The organism is Larsenimonas salina (assembly GCF_023736155.1).
In the GTDB taxonomy this organism is placed as follows: Bacteria; Pseudomonadota; Gammaproteobacteria; order Pseudomonadales; family Halomonadaceae; genus Larsenimonas; species Larsenimonas salina.
Window position 1 is genome coordinate 54,154 of the sequence record NZ_JAMLJJ010000001.1, and the last position, 16,651, is coordinate 70,804.

Sequence of the window (16,651 nt, forward strand, 5' to 3'; positions counted from 1 at the left end):
CGCACCCACTCGATCAGTGTTTCGCTTTTTTGCGGCGCAGCTTGTCCATGTAGAGATACACCACCGGGGTGGTGTAGAGCGTCAGCAGTTGACTCACGATCAGCCCGCCCACGATCGCGATGCCAAGCGGTGCGCGGATGTCGGCGTTTTCATCAGTGCCGAACACCAGCGGCAAGGCGCCCAGAATCGCGGCGAGCGTGGTCATCATGATCGGTCGGAAGCGAACGATGGCCGCCTCCCGAATGGCGTCCAGTGGTGAAAGCCCCAGGCGACGCTCGGCGTCGAGCGCGAAGTCCACCAGCATGATGGCATTTTTCTTGACCACCCCGATCAACAAAATGATGCCGATGGCGGCGATCAGGGTGAACGGCTTGCCGAACACCATCAAAAGCAGCAGCGCCCCGATGCCCGCGGAAGGAAGCGTCGACAGGATCGTCAGCGGATGGACGTAACTCTCGTACAAGATCCCGAGCACCAGATAGACCGTCAAAAGCGCGCCCAGAATCAGAAGCGGCATGGTCAGCGCGCTGTCCTGATAGGTGCCCGCGCTGCCTTCGAAGCTCGACTGAATCGAGGTGGGCAGGTTCAGTTGGTCCAGGCGTGCATTGATATCGGCCGTGGCCTGACTCAGCGGCACTCCCTCGCGCAGGTTGAATGAGACCGTGGCGGCGGCGAACTGGCCCTGATGGCTGACGCTTACCGGCGTGTTGCCGCGCTCGATGCGGGTAAAGGCCGAGAGCGGAATGCGCTGACCGTCGTTGCCAATCACGTGAAGCGTCGACAGCACCTCCGGCGAGCGCCGGTGGTCGGGCGCAAGCCCCATGATGACGTAATACTGATTGACGCCCTGGTAGATGCTTGCGACCTGATGCTGGCTGAAGGCGTTTTGCAGCAGCGTATCCACCATCGCCACATTCACGCCGAGCTGGCTGGCGCGGTCGCGGTCGATGCGCACGACGCTTGAAAGCCCCTGCGTCTGACTGTCACTGCTGACACTTGTGATGCTTTTAACCTCGCGCATGGCCTCGCTTACGGTCGAGGTCCAGTCGCCAAGCTCATCAAGGTCGTCGCTCTTGAGCGTCAGCTCGAACTGGCCGTTGCTTTCCCGGCCGCCGAACTGAAGGTCCTGCATGGCCCGAAAGTAGACGTTGAGACCGGGTTCATCCTTGAACATGCCGCTCAACCGGTTGGCGACGGCGTCAGTCGAGGCGGCGTGGTCTTTCTTGAGCGTCACAAACATCGTGACGGAGCTGCTGCCGCCACCGCCCGGGCCTCCGCTGCCGCCGAGCATACCGAGCACCTGCTCGACGTCGGGGTCGGCAAGCAGCCGCGTTCGAACGGCGTTGACCTTGTTGGTGAGCGCGTCGTAGGAAATGCTTTGATCGGCCTGAGCGCTGCCCATTAGCCGCCCGGTGTCCTGATTGGGAATCAGTCCCTTGTCGATCGCGGTATAGAGATAGCCGTTGAAAACGATTACCGCGACCAGAGAAAGAAGCGTCAGGCATCGATGATTGAGCGCGATATCGAGCGTTCTGGTATAGCCACGCGCGATCGACTCGCCCAGCCGTTCGATGGCGCGTTTCCAGCGCGCTCGATTCTCGGTCTGGGGATCGTGGCGAAGCCAGCGCGCGCAGAGCATCGGCGTCAGTGTCAGCGACACTAGAAGCGACACCAGCACCGCAATTGAGAGCGTCATGGCGAACTCGTGAAACAGTCGCCCGATGAAGCCACCGAGCAACAGCAGCGGAATAAACACCGCAATCAACGAGATGCTCATCGACATCACGGTGAAGCCGACTTCCCGGGCGCCAAGCAGGGCGGCGCGGAAGGGCGGCTCGCCCCGCTCGATGTGTCGGGCGATGTTCTCGGTCACAACGATGGCGTCATCGACCAGAAAGCCGATCGCAACGATCAATGCCATGAGCGAGAGGCTATCGAGTGAGTAGCCGAGCAGGTACATCAGGCCGAACGTGCCCAGCACCGACACCGGAATCGTGGCGCTTGGGATCAGGGTGGCGCGAAAGCTTCTTAAAAATACGAACACCACCATCACCACAAGAATTACCGCGATGATCAGCGTGAACTGGGTTTCGTTGAGCGAGGCCTTGATGCCGGGGGAGCGGTCCATGATGGTGGCAAGTTTCGCCCCCGGCGGCAGGGCGCGCTCGACGCCTGGCAGGCGCGCCTTGATGTCGCTGATGGTCTGAACCACATTGGCGCCGCTGACGGTCTTGACGATCAGCAGGATGGCTTTCCGGTCGTTGACAAAGCCTGTGCGATAGAGGTCTTCGACGCCTTTTTCGATGGTCGCGACATCGCCCAGCCGGGTGATCTGACCGTTGCCGTCGTCCTTGAGCACCAGTCTTTTGTAGCCCGCCACATCGAACATCTGACTGTCGGCGTCGATTTCCCAGCGGTAGCGGTCGCTGTGCAGAAACCCCTTGGGGGAATTGCTGTTGGCGTTTTGAATGGCGGTGGCGACATCGTCGAGCGCGATGCCTGAGTGATCGAGCGCGTCAGGGTCGAGATCGACCCGGATGGCCGGTGACGAGCTGCCGGCGACCGAGACGCTGCCGACGCCGTTGACCTGAGCAATCTTGGGCGCGACCTGCTCATCGGCGATCGAATAGAGCGTGCCCTGATCGATGTCGTCCGAGGTCAGCGCCAGAATGAAGACCGGCGCCGAGGCCGGGTTGAACTTGCGATAGGTCGGCGGGCTTCGCATGGCGCTTGGCAAAAGCGCCTGGGCGGAGTTGATGGCGGCCTGCACCTGGCGGGCGGCGTCATCGACGTTCTTGTCCAGATCGAACTGAAGAATGATTCGGGTCGAGCCCTGGGAGCTCGAGGAGGTCATCTGATCGATGCCGGCAATTTCACCAAGTGAGCGCTCAAGCGGCGTGGCCACCGTTGAGGCCATGGTTTCAGGGCTTGCACCGGAGAGGCTTGCGCTGACCAGAATGACCGGAAACGACACGTTGGGCAGCGGCGCGACTGGCAGGCGAAAGTAGGCCAGCGTGCCGGCAAGGATAACGGCAAGCGACAGCAGCAGGGTGCCGATCGGGCGCCGAATGAAGGGCGATGACAGGCTCACCTTGCCACCTCCTCGGTGGTGTCAGTGTTCGACCTGCGCGCGGTGGGGTCGCCGCCGGAAAGTCGGTCGAAGAACAGATAGATCACAGGCGTCGTGAACAGGGTCAGCAGCTGGCTGACCAGGAGCCCGCCGACCATCGCGATGCCCAGCGGCTGGCGCAGTTCGGCGCCGTAGCCCGAGGCGAACATCAACGGCAGTGCCCCGAGAAGGGCGGCAAAGGTGGTCATCATGATCGGTCGAAAGCGTAGGCAGGCGGCCTTGTAGATGGCCTCGCTCGGGCTCAGGCCGTCACGGCGCTGCGCGTCCAGCGCGAAGTCAATCATCATGATCGCGTTTTTCTTGACGATACCGATCAACAATATGATACCGACGATACCGACCATGCCCAGCTCGAATCCGGACAGCATCAGCGCCAGCAGGGCGCCGATGGCGGCAGAAGGCAGGGTGGACAGAATCGTCAGCGGATGGATGTAACTTTCATACAGTACGCCCAGCACGATGTACATCGTGACCACCGCGGCCAAAATCAGCCACAGGGTGTTGGCCGTCGAACTTGAAAACGACAGCGCCGCGCCCCGGTACTCAAGGGTCGTGCCGCTATCGAGCCCGGCAGAGGTCTGGGCGGTGTCGATGGCCTCAAACGCCTCGGACAGCGAGTGCCCTGGGGCCACATCGAATGACATCAGCGCCGATGGGAACTGGTTGGTGCGCTGAATGGACAGGGGCGTTGTCGTCTCATGGGCCGATACCACGGTGGTCAGCGGAATTCGGTCGCCATCGTCGTTGTTGATGTAGATGCGCGACAGGGCCGAGGGCCCCTGTTGATGGGGCTGGGTGGCGCTTAAAACGACCCGATACTGATTGGCCTGAGTGAAAATGGTGGAAATCAGACGCTGGCCGAAGGCGCTGTAAAGCGCGTTGTCGATGTCTGCCACGCTGATGCCGAGGCGGCTCGCCCGGTCGCGGTCGATGGTGAGCATCAGCTTGCGCCCCTGGTTTTGCATGTCAGTCGAGACACTTGAGAAGGCGGGGCTTTTTTCGAGTGTGCCCATCAGCCGGTCGACGTCACCTGCCAGTACGCTGCGGTCGCTGTTGCTCAGTGTGAACTGGTATTGATTGCGGCTGACGCTGTCTTCAAGTGTCAGATCCTGCACGGGTTGCAGGTAGAGCGTGACGCCCGGTACGTCACGCACCGACTGCTCAAGCCGCGCGATGATGTCGCCGATCGAGGCGTCGCGGTCATGAATCGGGGTCAATTGAATCTGAAGCCGCCCGGTGTTCAGGGTGGTGTTGGTGCCGTCGATGCCTGAAAAGGCCGTGATGTTCTTGACGGCGGGGTCGCGGGCAAGCCGCGTGGCGAGCTGATGCTGGCGCGCCTGCATGGCCTGGAATGACGTGTTTTGGCTGGCCACCGCAATGCCTCGAATCACACCGGTGTCCTGCGTCGGAAAAAGTCCCTTGGCAATGGCCAGATACAAAAGTGCCGTGACGCCGAAGGTGGCTACCGCGACCACAAGCGTCAGACGCTGATGACGGAGCACCACCAAAAGCGCGCGCTGATAGGCCTGGCTCAGACGCTCGAACAGGGTGGTCCGGTGTCGGGCGTCAGACGTATCGCTTGTGGTCTTTTCAGGGGCCTGCTTGAGCATCTTCGAGCAGAGCATCGGCGTCAGCGTGAGCGAGATGAACGCCGAAATGACGATCGAGATGGCAAGCGTGAGTGCGAATTCCTGAAAGAGCCGTCCGACCACATCCCCCATGAACAGCAGAGGAATCAGCACCGCCAGGAGCGACACCGTCAGCGAGACAATGGTGAAGCCGATTTCCTTCGAGCCGATCAGCGCCGCTTCTCGGGGGCGCTTGCCCTGCTCGATGTGGCGCATGATGTTTTCAAGCACCACGATGGCATCATCGATGACGAACCCGGTAGCGATCGTCAGTGCCATCAGAGACAGGTTGTTCAGGCTAAAGCCCAGCAGATACATCACGCCGAAGGTGCCGATCAGCGACAGCGGAACGGCAAAGCTTGGAATGAGGGTGGCAGGAATATTGCGCAGAAACAGAAACGTCACCATCACCACCAGCGCCACCGCCAGCATCAGCTCGAACTGTACGTCGCTGATCGAGGCGCGGATGGTCTGGGTGCGGTCGGTCATGACCTGAACCGTGATGTTCGAAGGCAGCGTGTTCTCGAGTTGGGGCAATAGACGCTTGATGCTGTCGACCACCTCGATCACGTTGGCACCGGGCTGGCGGCGGACGTTCATGATGATCGCGGGCTCGCCGTTGGCCGAGGCGCCGAGATAGGCGTTTTCACTGCCTTCCCCGATCCGGGCGACGTCTGAGAGCCTGAGCGCGGCGCCATTGTCGTACTTGAGGATCAAATCGGCGTATTGCTCGGGTGAAGTCAACTGATCGTTGGCATCGAGGGTCAGCGTGCGGTAGGGGCCGTAGAGGCTGCCCTTGGCCTGGTTGACGTTGGCGGCATTGATGGTGGTACGAACGTCTTCCATATCAAGGCCGTGGGCTGCGAGTTTTCGAGTGTCGACCCGAACACGCACGGCAGGCTGATGGCCGCCGACCACGGACACTTCACCCACGCCGCTGATCTGTGACAGCTTCTGCGCCATTCGGGTATCGACCAGATCGTAGACGCGGGTCAGCGGCAGAGCGCTTGAGGTGATCGCAAGGGTTATCACCGGCGTGTCGGCGGGGTTGACCTTGCTGTAGGCCGGCGGCCGGGGCAGGTCCGTCGGCAGCAGGCTGTTGGCTTGATTGAGGGCGGCCTGAACGTCCTGTTCCGCCACACCGATATCGCTGTCGAGCCCGAAACGCAGCGTGATGATCGAGGCGCCGCCGGTGCTGGTCGAGGTCATGTTGTCGAGCCCGGAAATTTCTCCAAGCTCATCTTCAAGCGGCCCGGTCACGTTCGAGAGCATGACATCCGGGCCGGCGCCGGGATAAAGCGTCTTGACCTGAATGGTTGGGTAATCCACCTGCGGCAGCGAGGAAACGCTCAAGAGCCGATAGGCCAGAAGCCCTGCGATCAGGATGGCAGCCATCACCAGCGACGTGGCGATGGGGCGCTGAATAAACAGTCGGGAAGGGTTCATGCGTCGGCTCGTTACTGGCTGTCGGACAGGGTGGTGCCGTGCGCGTTACCATCGTCGCTGTCGTCACCGGGCAGCGCCTGGCTCACGACCTTGACGGCGGCGCCGTCGCTCAAACGGTCGACGCCATCGACCACCACCGTATCGCCGGCCTTGATGCCGCGTGCGATGGCCGCCTGATGGTCATTGCTTGCACTGAGGGTGACGGGGCGGCGCTCGACCGTCGCATCCTCCTTGACCCGGTACACGAAGTTCTGGCCGTCCTTGGTCTGGATCGCTGTTGCCGGGACGATAACCGCGTTATCAAGGCGTTCGAGCGTCAGCGTGACGTCAACGAACTGATTGGGAAACAGCGCCCCGTCCTCATTTTGGAAAAGGGCCCGCAGACGAAGGGTGCCGGTATCGGTGTCGATGGCGCTGTCGAGGCTTGTGACCTGGCCTTTGGCGATCACCTCGCCATCCTCGCTCAAGGTCGCCATGAGCGGCCGCGCTTGATCGAAGGCGGTGGTCAGTTTGGTTCGGTACTTCGATGGCAGGGCAAACACCACCGAGATGGGGGCGCTTTGCGTGATGGTGGCAATAGGGTTTTCGTCCCCCAGCTGCACGATGTTGCCGGGGTCGACGTTTCGGATGCCGAGCCGGCCGCTGACAGGCGCTGTGATGGTGGTGTAACCGAGCTGAACCTCTGCATTCTCGATGCTTGCCCGGTCGGCGCGGACCGCGCCCTCATAGCGCTTTACGGTCTGGCGCTGGGTGTCGAGATCCTGCTGGGAGACGTAGCTGCCACCGGCCAGTTTCTGAAAGCGGGCAAGGTCCTTGCGGGCGGTGTCTAGCTGGGACTGGTCCTGAGCGAGCTGGCCTTTCGCCTCCTCAAGCTGTGCCTGATAGCTTCTGGGGTCGATGCGTGCGATCACGTCGCCCTTGGCCACCTTTTGACCTTCCTTGGCTTCGATTGACAGCAGCTCGCCTTCAACGCGCGGGCGAACCTCGACCGTGTTGAGCGAGGTGACCGTGCCGAGCGCGTCCACGGTCACCGGGAAGGTGCCCTGGGTGGCGTCCTGGGCGGCGACCGAGGTGGTCGGGCGCATGGACGGTTGGTCGGAGTCCGAATCAGCGCCGTCGGGCCAGAGCCAGATGCCAAGAGCGATCAATAGTGCTGCGAGTGTGAGGAGCGCAAGCCAGATGACAGATGAGCGCAGGGTGGACGGCGATGAGGGATGGGGCATGGCGATCTCTATGAAACGAAAGGCACGGGGTCACACACGACAGTGACAAGCAGCGCGTGCGCAGGCAAAGATCAAGGGTAATGAATCGTAAGGCAAGAAGGAAACGGGAACTGAGCAAGTTCTGCGTAAATGTGATAAACCGACGGCCTCGATCACGAGGCCGTCGCGAATCTCAGGTGCGGGTCGTGGTTGAGTGGGGCGAGGCGGCGCTCTTGTTGAGGGCGAAGCCGTCAAAGGCGAAATCGTCCACGGTCAGCATGTCGAGCACTTCCGCTTCGAACGCGTGCATGAAGCTGCCTTCCTCGTCGGTCAAAAGGCCACTTGCGATGCCTGCTTCGATGCGCTCCTCGGGATGCAGCTTGTTCATCGGCAGCTCGCCCTTGGCGTAGGCCTTTTGAAGCTTGCGGTAGATCGGCTCGGCGCGCGGCATCTCTTCGAGCAGCTTGTTGTAGCGCTGCAGCGGGTTATCCCGGTTGCCGTCTTCCCATGTGTCCCAGGTCAGCTCGGTCAACCGGCTGCGCAGTGGGGTATCACTTGAAATGGCCTGTGCGATGCTTCGGGCGTCGTCGTCCTGTGGCGGGCGATGGCGGCGGCCACGCGGGAAGATAATGACCTTGAGCGTGCGGGCCATGGTTCGGTTCGGCAGGTTGCCGAGAAATTCGATCAGCGCCTTTTCGGCCAGATAAAACAGGCGCATGAGGCTGAAGTCCAGAAGCGTTCGCTCGCCGTCGACCAGCGTTCGTTCGTCGGCCTGTTTGATGACCATCGATGCCAGATAGAGATTCGACAGCACATCGCCAAGCCGGGCCGAGAGCATCTCGCGGCGCTTGAGCTGACTTCCGAGCGAACCCATGGCTGCATCGGCGCACAGGGCGAAGGCCGAGCTCAGACGGTCGATGGCGCTGACGTGCGGGGCAAGTACAGCGTCGAATTCCCGATGCTTCCGTGAAATCCCAAGGCCCTGGATCAGGCTGCGAGCGGCGTTGCCGGCGACGAACCCGAGGTGGCTGAACACGGCGCCATCGAAACCGATCAGGTCGTCCTCATCCTTGGCGGCCAGTTCTTTCAGAACGTAGGGGTGGCAGCGGATGGCGCCCTGGCCAAAGATCATCAGGCTTCGGCCCATGATGTTGGCGCCTTCAACCGTGATCAAGACCGGCGTTGCGGCAAAGGCAAGGCCGATGTAGTTGCGCGGGCCGAGCGTGACGGCGCGGCCGCCGTGCACGTCCATGGCATCGATCATGATCTCGCGGGCCATCTCGGTCAGGTGGGTCTTGAGAATGACCGAGGGCACCGCTGGCTTTACGCCGTGATCGATCATGTTGGCGGTGTGCATCACCGCGGCCTGGGCGATGTAGGCGCGGCTGGCGATGCGTGCCAGCGCTTCCTGAACGCCCTCCATTTCCGCAACCGGCTGATTGAACTGGCGGCGAATGCGGGTGTAGCCGCCGGCGAGGCCGACCATGTAACGGCCTTCGCCGCTGGAGCCTGAGGGCAGGGTGATGCAGCGCCCGATCGAGAGGCATTCGACCAGCATGCGCCAGCCCTGGCCGGCCATGTCCGGGCCGCCGATGATCCAGTCGAGCGGGATAAACACGTCCTTGCCGCGAATCGGGCCGTTCATGAACGGGCTGCCAATGGGGTGGTGGCGCCGGCCGATCGCCATGCCCTCGGTTTCACGAGGAATCAGGGCGCAGGTGATGCCGATGTCTTCCTGCTCGCCGAGCAGGTGGTCGGGGTCGAACATGCGAAAGGCGAGCCCGACAACCGTCGCGATCGGGGCGAGCGTGATCCAGCGCTTGTCGAAGGTGAGGCGAATGCCCAGGCGTTCTTCGCCGTCGAACAGTTGTCGGCAGACAACGCCGACGTCTGGAATGGAGGTCGCGTCACTGCCCGCGCGCGGTCCGGTCAGGCCAAAGCAGGGGATTTCCCGACCATCGGCCAGGCGGGGCAAATAGTGGTTTTTCTGCTCGTCGGTGCCGTACTTCATCAAGAGCTCGCCCGGGCCGAGCGAGTTGGGCACGCCCACGGTCACCATCAGGGTTTCATCGATCGAGAGCTTTTGAAGCACCGCCGACTGCGCTCGCGCCGAAAAGCCGAGACCGCCGTATTCCTTGGGAATGATCATGCCGAAAAAGCGTTCTTTCTTCAGGTACTCCCAGAGTTCGGGCGGGAGGTCGGCACGCTCGCGGGATATTTCCCAGGCGTTGCACATGCTGGCGGCCACCGAGCACTGATTGTCCAGAAAGGCCTGTTCGTCGTCGGTGAAGTCGGGCAGGCGCTGGTCGCGAAGCCGCCCCCAGTTCGGCTGACCGCTGAACAGCTCACCGTCCCAGAGCACGGTGCCGGCTTCGAGCGCAATACGCTCGGTGGGCGATACCCGCGGAGCAACCTGCTTGAACAGCCGAAACAGGCGAGGGGTCAACCAGTGGCGGCGTACGTTCTTGAGCCCGCATAAGGCAAGCACCAAACCGATGATCAGCCAGAGCACACCGATGACCCAGCACTGAAGGACCAGGGCAAGGGCACCTGCACCAAAGAAAAGCGCTATTTGGGGTTTGACGCCGAGCTCGCGGGCCATCATCCATAGACTTAAGCCAAGCGTTGCCACGAAAATGAGGGCGGTTGTCATAGAGCACTCCTTGGATCGAATCAAACGATCGTTTGAATGCACTGTAGTCGAGGATAGACCGCGAAACCAGCCCTGCTAAAGATGTATAAAGTTTCTAATACGCGCAACCACGAGGCGTAAAAAAGCCCGCACGTGGCGGGCTTGGTCGGTATGCTGACGGCATCAGCTCTGGCGCTTGGGCGTACTGCGTGCCGGGCGGCCGTCGGCCTTGAAGTAGGGCGCGTCGGATTTCGGCAGCGGCTGGCGGCCACGAACCTTGTCGGCGAGTTTTTCCGCCATCATGATCGTGGTGGCGTTCAGGTTGCCGGTCACGATCACGGGCATCAGCGAGGCATCGATAACGCGCAGTCCCTCCATGCCGTGTACCTGGCCGTCGCTGTTGACCACCGCCATCTCGTCATCGCCCATTTTACAGGTGCCGCAGGGGTGATAGGCGGTTTCGGCGTGTTCGCGTACGAACGCATCGAGGGCTTCATCACTTGTGACGTCGGCGCCCGGCGAAATTTCAGGACCGCGGAGTTCATCCATTGCCGGCTGATTGATGATGTCTCGAGTCAGACGGATTGCGGCGCGAAACTCTTCCCAGTCGCGTTCTTCGGCCATGTAGTTGAACAGGATGCTCGGCGCGGCGTGCAGGTCCCTTGAGCGCAGTTTGACGCGGCCACGGCTGTTAGAGCGCATCGAGCCGACGTGGGCCTGGAATCCGTGGGCCTCGACCGCGCTCTTGCCGTTGTAGCTGATGGCGATCGGCAGGAAGTGATATTGCAGGTTCGGCCACTGCTCACTGTCGTCGCTTCGAATGAACGCGCCGGCTTCGAACTGGTTGCTGGCGCCGATGCCCTGGCCTTTTACCATCCACTCTAGCCCGATCTTGGGCTGGTTGTACCACTTGAGCGCAGGGTAGAGCGAAATCGGTTTCTTGCATTCGTACTGGATGTACATTTCTAGGTGGTCTTGAAGGTTCTTGCCAACGCCTGGCAGCTCATGAACCACATCGATGTCCAGCTCCTTGAGCCACTGCGGATCGCCCACACCCGAGCGTTGAAGGATCTGAGGTGACGCAATGGCGCCAGCGCACAGCAGTACTTCCTTGCGTGCTCGGACTTCTTTCTTCGTTCCTTTCTGTTCAAAGGCTACACCCACCGCACGCTTGCCTTCGAACAAAATGCGATCGGTCGTTGCGTGCACCTCAATGGTCAGGTTATCGCGGCCCTTGGCCTGATCGAGGTAACCGCGCGCGGTCGAGGCGCGCCGCCCATTCGGTGTGGTGGTTCGGTCCATCGGACCAAAGCCTTCCTGCTGCTGGCCGTTGAGGTCGTCGGTTTCCGGATAGCCTGCATCCACACCCGCTTGAACGAAGGCGTGGAACAGAGGGTTGTTGCCTTTCTTGGGCGTTGCCACGCTGACCGGGCCGTCACCGCCGTGATAATCGTTCGGACCAATATCGCGGCTTTCTGCCTTGCGGTAGTAGGGCAGGCAGTCGGCGTAGGTCCAGTCCGAAAGGCCAGGTTTGGTGGCCCAGTTGTCGAGGTCCATAGCGTTGCCGCGGATATAGCACATGCCGTTGATCAGCGATGAGCCACCAAGGCCTTTGCCGCGACCACACTCCATCCGGCGATTGTCCATATGGGGTTCCGGGTCGGTCTCGAACGCCCAGTTGTAGCGCTTGCCCTGCAGCGGGTAGGCGAGTGCTGCCGGCATCTGGGTGCGAAAATCGAACCGGTAGTCCGGGCCGCCGGCTTCGAGTAGTAGAACGGTCACATTCTTGTCTTCGGTCAGCCGGGTGGCAAGCACGTTGCCGGCCGAGCCGGCCCCAATGATGATGTAATCGAATTCCTGGCGATCTGCCATAAAGGGATTCCTCTTTATCTTTATCAGGTCGTCGGTTCGTTCAGACAAGTGTGGCCGGAGCAGCATCGCCGCGCCGGCCTCACGATGGCGGGCTTAGAACGCGGATTCGAACGGGCCCATCTCGATCTGAACCGATTTGATGCGGGTGTAGTGGCCGAGAGTAACCAGTCCGTTCTCACGTCCCACGCCGGACTGCTTGTAGCCGCCGACCGGCATTTCGGACGGAGAATCGCCCCAGGTATTGACCCAGCAGATACCGGCTTCTATCTGATGGATGACGCGGTGGGCACGGTTCAAGCTTTCGGTGAACACGCCCGCAGCAAGGCCATACTCGGTATCGTTTGCTCGACGAATCACTTCTTCTTCATCGTCGAACGCCAGTACCGACATGACCGGTCCGAAAATTTCTTCGCGCACGATGCGCATGTCATCGGTGCAATCGGTAAAGATCGTGGCTTCAACATAGGCACCCTTGGTGAAGTCGCCGTCGGTCATGCGGTTGCCACCGGTCAGAAGGCGCGCGCCTTCCTGCTTGCCGAGCTCCATGTAGGACAGCACTTTTTCCATGTGCTCGAAGCTGACCAGCGGGCCGAAATTGGTCGCGGCGTCGAGCGGGTCGCCGGCCTTGATGTTCTTGACGCGCTCGAGCAGTTTTTCCTCAAACGTGTCCTTGATGCTGCGTTCGACGAACACGCGAGTGCCGTTGGTGCAGACCTGACCCGTGGAATAGAAGTTGGCCATCATTGCACCATCGACCGCGCGGTCGAGATCTGAGTCGGCGAAAACGATCAGCGGCGATTTGCCACCGAGTTCCATGGTGACTTCTTTAAGCGACGAGGACGCTGAAGCTGCCATGACCTTTTTGCCCGTGCCGACCTCGCCGGTAAAGGAAATCTTGTCGATGCCTTTATGTTCAGTGAGCATCGCGCCTACGCGGCCATCGCCTTGAACCACGTTGAACACACCGGCAGGCAGACCGGCTTCTTCGAAGATCTCGGCAAGCTTCATTGCAGTCAGCGGTGTGACTTCGCTCGGTTTGAACACCATGGAGTTGCCGGTGGCGAGCGCCGGTGCCGATTTCCAGCAGGCAATTTGGATCGGGTAGTTCCACGCACCGATGCCCGCGCAAACGCCGAGCGGCTCACGGCGGGTATACGCGAAGGAGTCTTCGCGAAGGGGTATCTGCTCGCCTTCAACCGCAGTGGCAAGGCCTGCGTAGTACTCGAGTGCATCGGCACCGGTGACGATGTCCACCGCGGTGGTTTCGCTCATGGCTTTGCCGGTATCGAGGGATTCAAGCTTGGCAAGTTCATCGTTACGCTCGCGAAGGATCGCAACCGCGCGTCGCAGAATGCGTGAGCGCTCCATGCCGGTCATCGCGCCCCATACTTTTTGACCCACACGTGCAGCTTCTACTGCACGGTCGATGTCATCCTGTGAGGCCTGTTGAACGGTTGCCAGTACTTCGCCGGTGGCCGGATTGATCGTTTCAAAGGTTTCACCAGAGGTGGCATCGACTTGTTTGCCACCGATGTAAAGCTTTTGAGTCTCAAAAACGCTCATGAATGCTCTCCACATTTATAAATGTCTGTTTGCTACGTGTTTAAGGGAACTGGAAGCGACGGTGCGTGTCGTAGAACCTAGCAGCCTTTCATCGATGTAGTCGAAAGCGATATGAATCGCTCGGGCAGTGTTCAGCCCCTCAGGCGCCAGGGCACCTCGGAGCCAAAGCCCATCGATCAGTGCTGCCAAGCCGCGAGCCGCCTCTTGGGCGCTGTCTCGCGAAAGATGCTTTTGAAACTGAAAACACAAGTTTGAATAAAGTCGTCGATCATTGACGCGCTGTAGTCGCATCAGATCTTCCCGATGCATGCTGGTCGCCCAGAAGGCCAGCCAGGTTTTCATGACGCAACGGCTAATCTGTGTCGAATCAAAATTGGCTTCTACAATGGCTTTAAGGTGTGCCCTCGCGTCTTGAGTGCCGATAGCAGCGCGCCGCTTGCTGATAGTAATGCCCAATTCAGACAGGACGTAGCGCATTGTGGCTTCAAGAAGGCCATCCTTTCCGCCAAAGTAGTGGCTTATGATGCCGGTCGAGACGCCAGCTGTTCGTGCAACGCGCGCGATGGTCGTATCAGCAAGCCCCGCTTCATCGATGGCTTGCATCGTGGCATTGATAAGTTGATGACGTCGGATAGGTTCCATTCCCACTTTGGGCATGTTAGCTCTCCTTAGCCTTGTCAAAAAAATACTTCATCACTTATCGCCTTGAGTCTATCAATTTTTATTGAACATTCAATTTAAAAAGGAGATGGCTTTTGGGGCGTTGTCTTGTTGCGTAGATGAAACAGGCCGACGATGCTCTAGTATACCATGATTTTTGAGCTTTCTTGTAGAAGAGGGCTTGCACTATCGTATCAAACGTGTAAAATGCGCGCCGTTGTTGGCTACGTAGCTCAGCTGGTTAGAGCACATCACTCATAATGATGGGGTCCCCTGTTCGAATCAGGGCGTAGCCACCACGCCAACGTAGAGATGGCGTTTCAGGAACATAAGAGGGTTGACCTCTTCCTCGAAATCCTTATACTACGCCGCGTACTTAAAGGTTGTTCCCCGATAGCTCAGTTGGTAGAGCAAATGACTGTTAATCATTGGGTCACAGGTTCGAGTCCTGTTCGGGGAGCCATTTAACGTACACTGCACCAAGTTGTTCCCCGATAGCTCAGTTGGTAGAGCAAATGACTGTTAATCATTGGGTCACAGGTTCGAGTCCTGTTCGGGGAGCCATCTTCTAGATCGCATGATCTTTTTTGTTTTCACTGAGCCAACGATTGTTGCGTCTCGGTTTTTTTACGTTTGGTACTTTCCTTTTCTATAACGTGCGGGTCATTTTCAATGACGCCGGGCGCGTGTTCTCTCGCCATTTTCATGGCTCATGACGCTTTCCTGATTCTTTTTGTCGCGAGATAGCTACGACCTTTGACTAAGTCGGCTCACGTAGCGTTTTTCGATTTAGTTATGATATAACGTTTTCGCGTTTTTCAGGGTTCATCGGGAGTCTTCTTTGACATCATCAGCATACGACTCGGTCCTCGAGGTCGAGGATCTTTGTATCCATCTGGGCGGTCGTATGGTGGTAGATCATCTGACCTTTCGGCTCGGGGTGGGGGAGCGCATGTGCCTGCTTGGCCCATCCGGGTCGGGAAAATCCCTTACCGCACGTGCGCTGCTTGGCCTTTCCTCGCCCCGGGCGTCGGTCTCGGGAGCGATCCGAATCAACGGCATCGATGTCAGTGCGCGCAAGGCAATGCAGCGCCCTGAAACGGCTCGGGTCGGCATGGTGTTTCAAAACACCCAGGCGGCCCTGAACCCGCTGGTAACGGTGGGCGCTCAGCTGCGCGCGCCGTTTATCCGTTTTCACGGCATGAGCCAGCGTGACGCCCATCAAGCGGCGGTTGAACTGTTGGGGCGGATGAGGATCGAGGCGCCTGAGCAGGTCGTGCAACGAAGCTCCGGGGAGCTTTCCGGCGGGCAGCGTCAGCGTGTTTGCCTTGCACTGGCGCTGGCCTGCCGGCCCTCGCTTCTGGTTGCCGATGAGCCGACTACCGCACTCGATGTACTCGCCCAGGCGGAGGTTCTGACGCTTTTGAGAGAGTGCACCGGTACTGAGATCACGCCTTCATTGCTGTTCATTTCCCACGACATGAGCGCCGCCGCACAGCTTTGTGAGCGTGCGGTCATTCTCGATGAAGGGCATCTGGTCGAGGAGGGCGCGCTTGATGCCATCATGGCCAGGCCCGCGCACCGGTTCTCGAAGTCACTGGTCGCGGCAATCAAGGAGCACGCGTTACCCATTTCTCAAGGCACGGTCTTGAAAGACGATGCGCGCTCGAGGTGTGCATGTCAGGCCTAAATGAGCTCAACGATGACGGCTCACTGCTCAAAATCGAGGCTCTTGAGAAATCCGTGACGCTCCCGGGGCCGTTCTGGACAAAAAAAACGCGGCGACGCACGCTCGATTCGGTCAGTTTCAGCATCTTTCCAGGCGAACTGATCGGGCTTGCCGGGGTCTCTGGCGCCGGCAAGACCACGCTTTTGAACATGATGCTGGGCCTTGATCGCGCCGATGCCGGGCGCATCGTCTGCGAGGGTCAAGTCATTACGCCGGGTTCCGTGCGGGCGCTGCGCTGGTATCGACGGGCCGTTCAATACATTCCACAAGATCCTGCGTCATCGCTTGATCCGCGCATGACGGTCAGGGCGCTGATTCGCGAGCCGCTCAAGCGGCTCAAGATCGAGGCCGATCACACCGCCCGCGTCGATGAGGCGCTCGAACACGTCGGGCTGTCGCCGGAGTTTCTGGATCGTCGGCCCGATGAGCTGTCGGGAGGCCAGGCCCAGCGCGTGGCGATCGCCCGCGCCATCGTCGTGCGTCCGAAACTTTTATTGGCCGATGAGCCGTTGAGCGGGCTCGACCTGCCGATGCAGGCCCACATCACCGACGTGCTGAAACGCCTCAATCACGAGGCCGGCATCGGGCTGTTGCTCATTTCCCACGATCTATCGGTGGTATGCCGCCTGTGCCAGAGAACGATCATTCTTGATGGCGGCGCCATCATCGAAGACCGCTCGACGCCTGAGCTTTTTGATGCGCCGGGCCACAAGCGAACGATTGCGCTGATCGATGCCGCGGCGGGGTATCGATCAAGCGCGCAATGAATGCCCAATCTTTTCCCTTTAC

General features: G+C 60.0%; 9 protein-coding genes and 3 tRNA genes. 5 read left to right on the forward strand and 7 right to left on the reverse strand.

Features of this window, described 5'->3' with window-relative positions:
• Positions 1 to 13: 13 nt before the first annotated feature.
• The 7 genes from NAT23_RS00265 to betI all read right to left on the reverse strand — a co-directional run bounded on the left by NAT23_RS00265 (position 14) and on the right by betI (position 14,130).
• Positions 14 to 3,091, reverse strand: a complete 3,078-nt coding sequence (locus NAT23_RS00265) for an efflux RND transporter permease subunit (RefSeq protein WP_251924579.1) — start codon at positions 3,089 to 3,091, stop codon at positions 14 to 16.
• The gene (locus tag NAT23_RS00270; protein WP_251924580.1) at positions 3,088 to 6,204 is read right to left on the reverse strand and encodes a multidrug efflux RND transporter permease subunit; all 3,117 of its coding nucleotides are present in this window, start codon (positions 6,202 to 6,204) and stop codon (positions 3,088 to 3,090) included. The genes NAT23_RS00265 and NAT23_RS00270 overlap by 4 nt, the downstream gene beginning before the upstream one ends.
• 11 nt (positions 6,205 to 6,215) lie before the next feature.
• The gene (locus tag NAT23_RS00275) at positions 6,216 to 7,427 is read right to left on the reverse strand and encodes an efflux RND transporter periplasmic adaptor subunit (protein ID WP_251924581.1); all 1,212 of its coding nucleotides are present in this window, start codon (positions 7,425 to 7,427) and stop codon (positions 6,216 to 6,218) included.
• 172 nt (positions 7,428 to 7,599) lie between these two features.
• The gene (locus NAT23_RS00280; protein ID WP_251924582.1) at positions 7,600 to 10,059 is read right to left on the reverse strand and encodes an acyl-CoA dehydrogenase; all 2,460 of its coding nucleotides are present in this window, start codon (positions 10,057 to 10,059) and stop codon (positions 7,600 to 7,602) included.
• Between the two features lie 162 nt (positions 10,060 to 10,221).
• Positions 10,222 to 11,910, reverse strand: coding sequence for a choline dehydrogenase (gene betA / locus NAT23_RS00285; RefSeq protein ID WP_251924583.1), 1,689 nt, complete (start codon positions 11,908 to 11,910; stop codon positions 10,222 to 10,224).
• A gap of 93 nt (positions 11,911 to 12,003) precedes the next feature.
• A complete protein-coding gene (gene betB / locus NAT23_RS00290) occupies positions 12,004 to 13,473 on the reverse strand; it encodes a betaine-aldehyde dehydrogenase (RefSeq protein WP_251924584.1) in 1,470 nt (489 codons plus the stop codon).
• A 15-nt stretch (positions 13,474 to 13,488) separates the two neighbouring features.
• Positions 13,489 to 14,130, reverse strand: a complete 642-nt coding sequence (betI, locus tag NAT23_RS00295; RefSeq protein ID WP_251924585.1) for a transcriptional regulator BetI — start codon at positions 14,128 to 14,130, stop codon at positions 13,489 to 13,491.
• 225 nt (positions 14,131 to 14,355) lie between these two features.
• Here betI and NAT23_RS00300 point away from each other — a divergent pair.
• The 5 genes from NAT23_RS00300 to NAT23_RS00320 all read left to right on the forward strand — a co-directional run bounded on the left by NAT23_RS00300 (position 14,356) and on the right by NAT23_RS00320 (position 16,629).
• Positions 14,356 to 14,432 (forward strand) — tRNA-Met (locus NAT23_RS00300).
• An 88-nt stretch (positions 14,433 to 14,520) separates the two neighbouring features.
• Positions 14,521 to 14,596: transfer RNA gene (locus tag NAT23_RS00305), tRNA-Asn, on the forward strand.
• 25 nt (positions 14,597 to 14,621) lie between these two features.
• Positions 14,622 to 14,697 (forward strand) — tRNA-Asn (locus tag NAT23_RS00310).
• Between the two features lie 277 nt (positions 14,698 to 14,974).
• Positions 14,975 to 15,823 carry an ATP-binding cassette domain-containing protein gene (locus NAT23_RS00315; RefSeq protein WP_251924586.1) on the forward strand — a complete coding sequence of 283 codons (849 nt, stop codon included), beginning with the start codon at positions 14,975 to 14,977 and terminating at the stop codon, positions 15,821 to 15,823.
• The gene (locus tag NAT23_RS00320; RefSeq protein WP_251924587.1) at positions 15,811 to 16,629 is read left to right on the forward strand and encodes an ABC transporter ATP-binding protein; all 819 of its coding nucleotides are present in this window, start codon (positions 15,811 to 15,813) and stop codon (positions 16,627 to 16,629) included. The genes NAT23_RS00315 and NAT23_RS00320 overlap by 13 nt, the downstream gene beginning before the upstream one ends.
• Positions 16,630 to 16,651 lie beyond the last annotated feature (22 nt).

Coding starts and splice junctions, on each gene's coding strand:
- betI (WP_251924585.1), bottom strand. CDS start 14,130: ATGCCCAAAGTGGGAATGGAACCTATCCGACGTCATCAACTTATCAAT.
- NAT23_RS00275 (WP_251924581.1), bottom strand. CDS start 7,427: ATGCCCCATCCCTCATCGCCGTCCACCCTGCGCTCATCTGTCATCTGG.
- NAT23_RS00280 (WP_251924582.1), bottom strand. CDS start 10,059: ATGACAACCGCCCTCATTTTCGTGGCAACGCTTGGCTTAAGTCTATGG.
- NAT23_RS00270 (WP_251924580.1), bottom strand. CDS start 6,204: ATGAACCCTTCCCGACTGTTTATTCAGCGCCCCATCGCCACGTCGCTG.
- NAT23_RS00320 (WP_251924587.1), top strand. CDS start 15,811: ATGTCAGGCCTAAATGAGCTCAACGATGACGGCTCACTGCTCAAAATC.
- betB (WP_251924584.1), bottom strand. CDS start 13,473: ATGAGCGTTTTTGAGACTCAAAAGCTTTACATCGGTGGCAAACAAGTC.
- betA (WP_251924583.1), bottom strand. CDS start 11,910: ATGGCAGATCGCCAGGAATTCGATTACATCATCATTGGGGCCGGCTCG.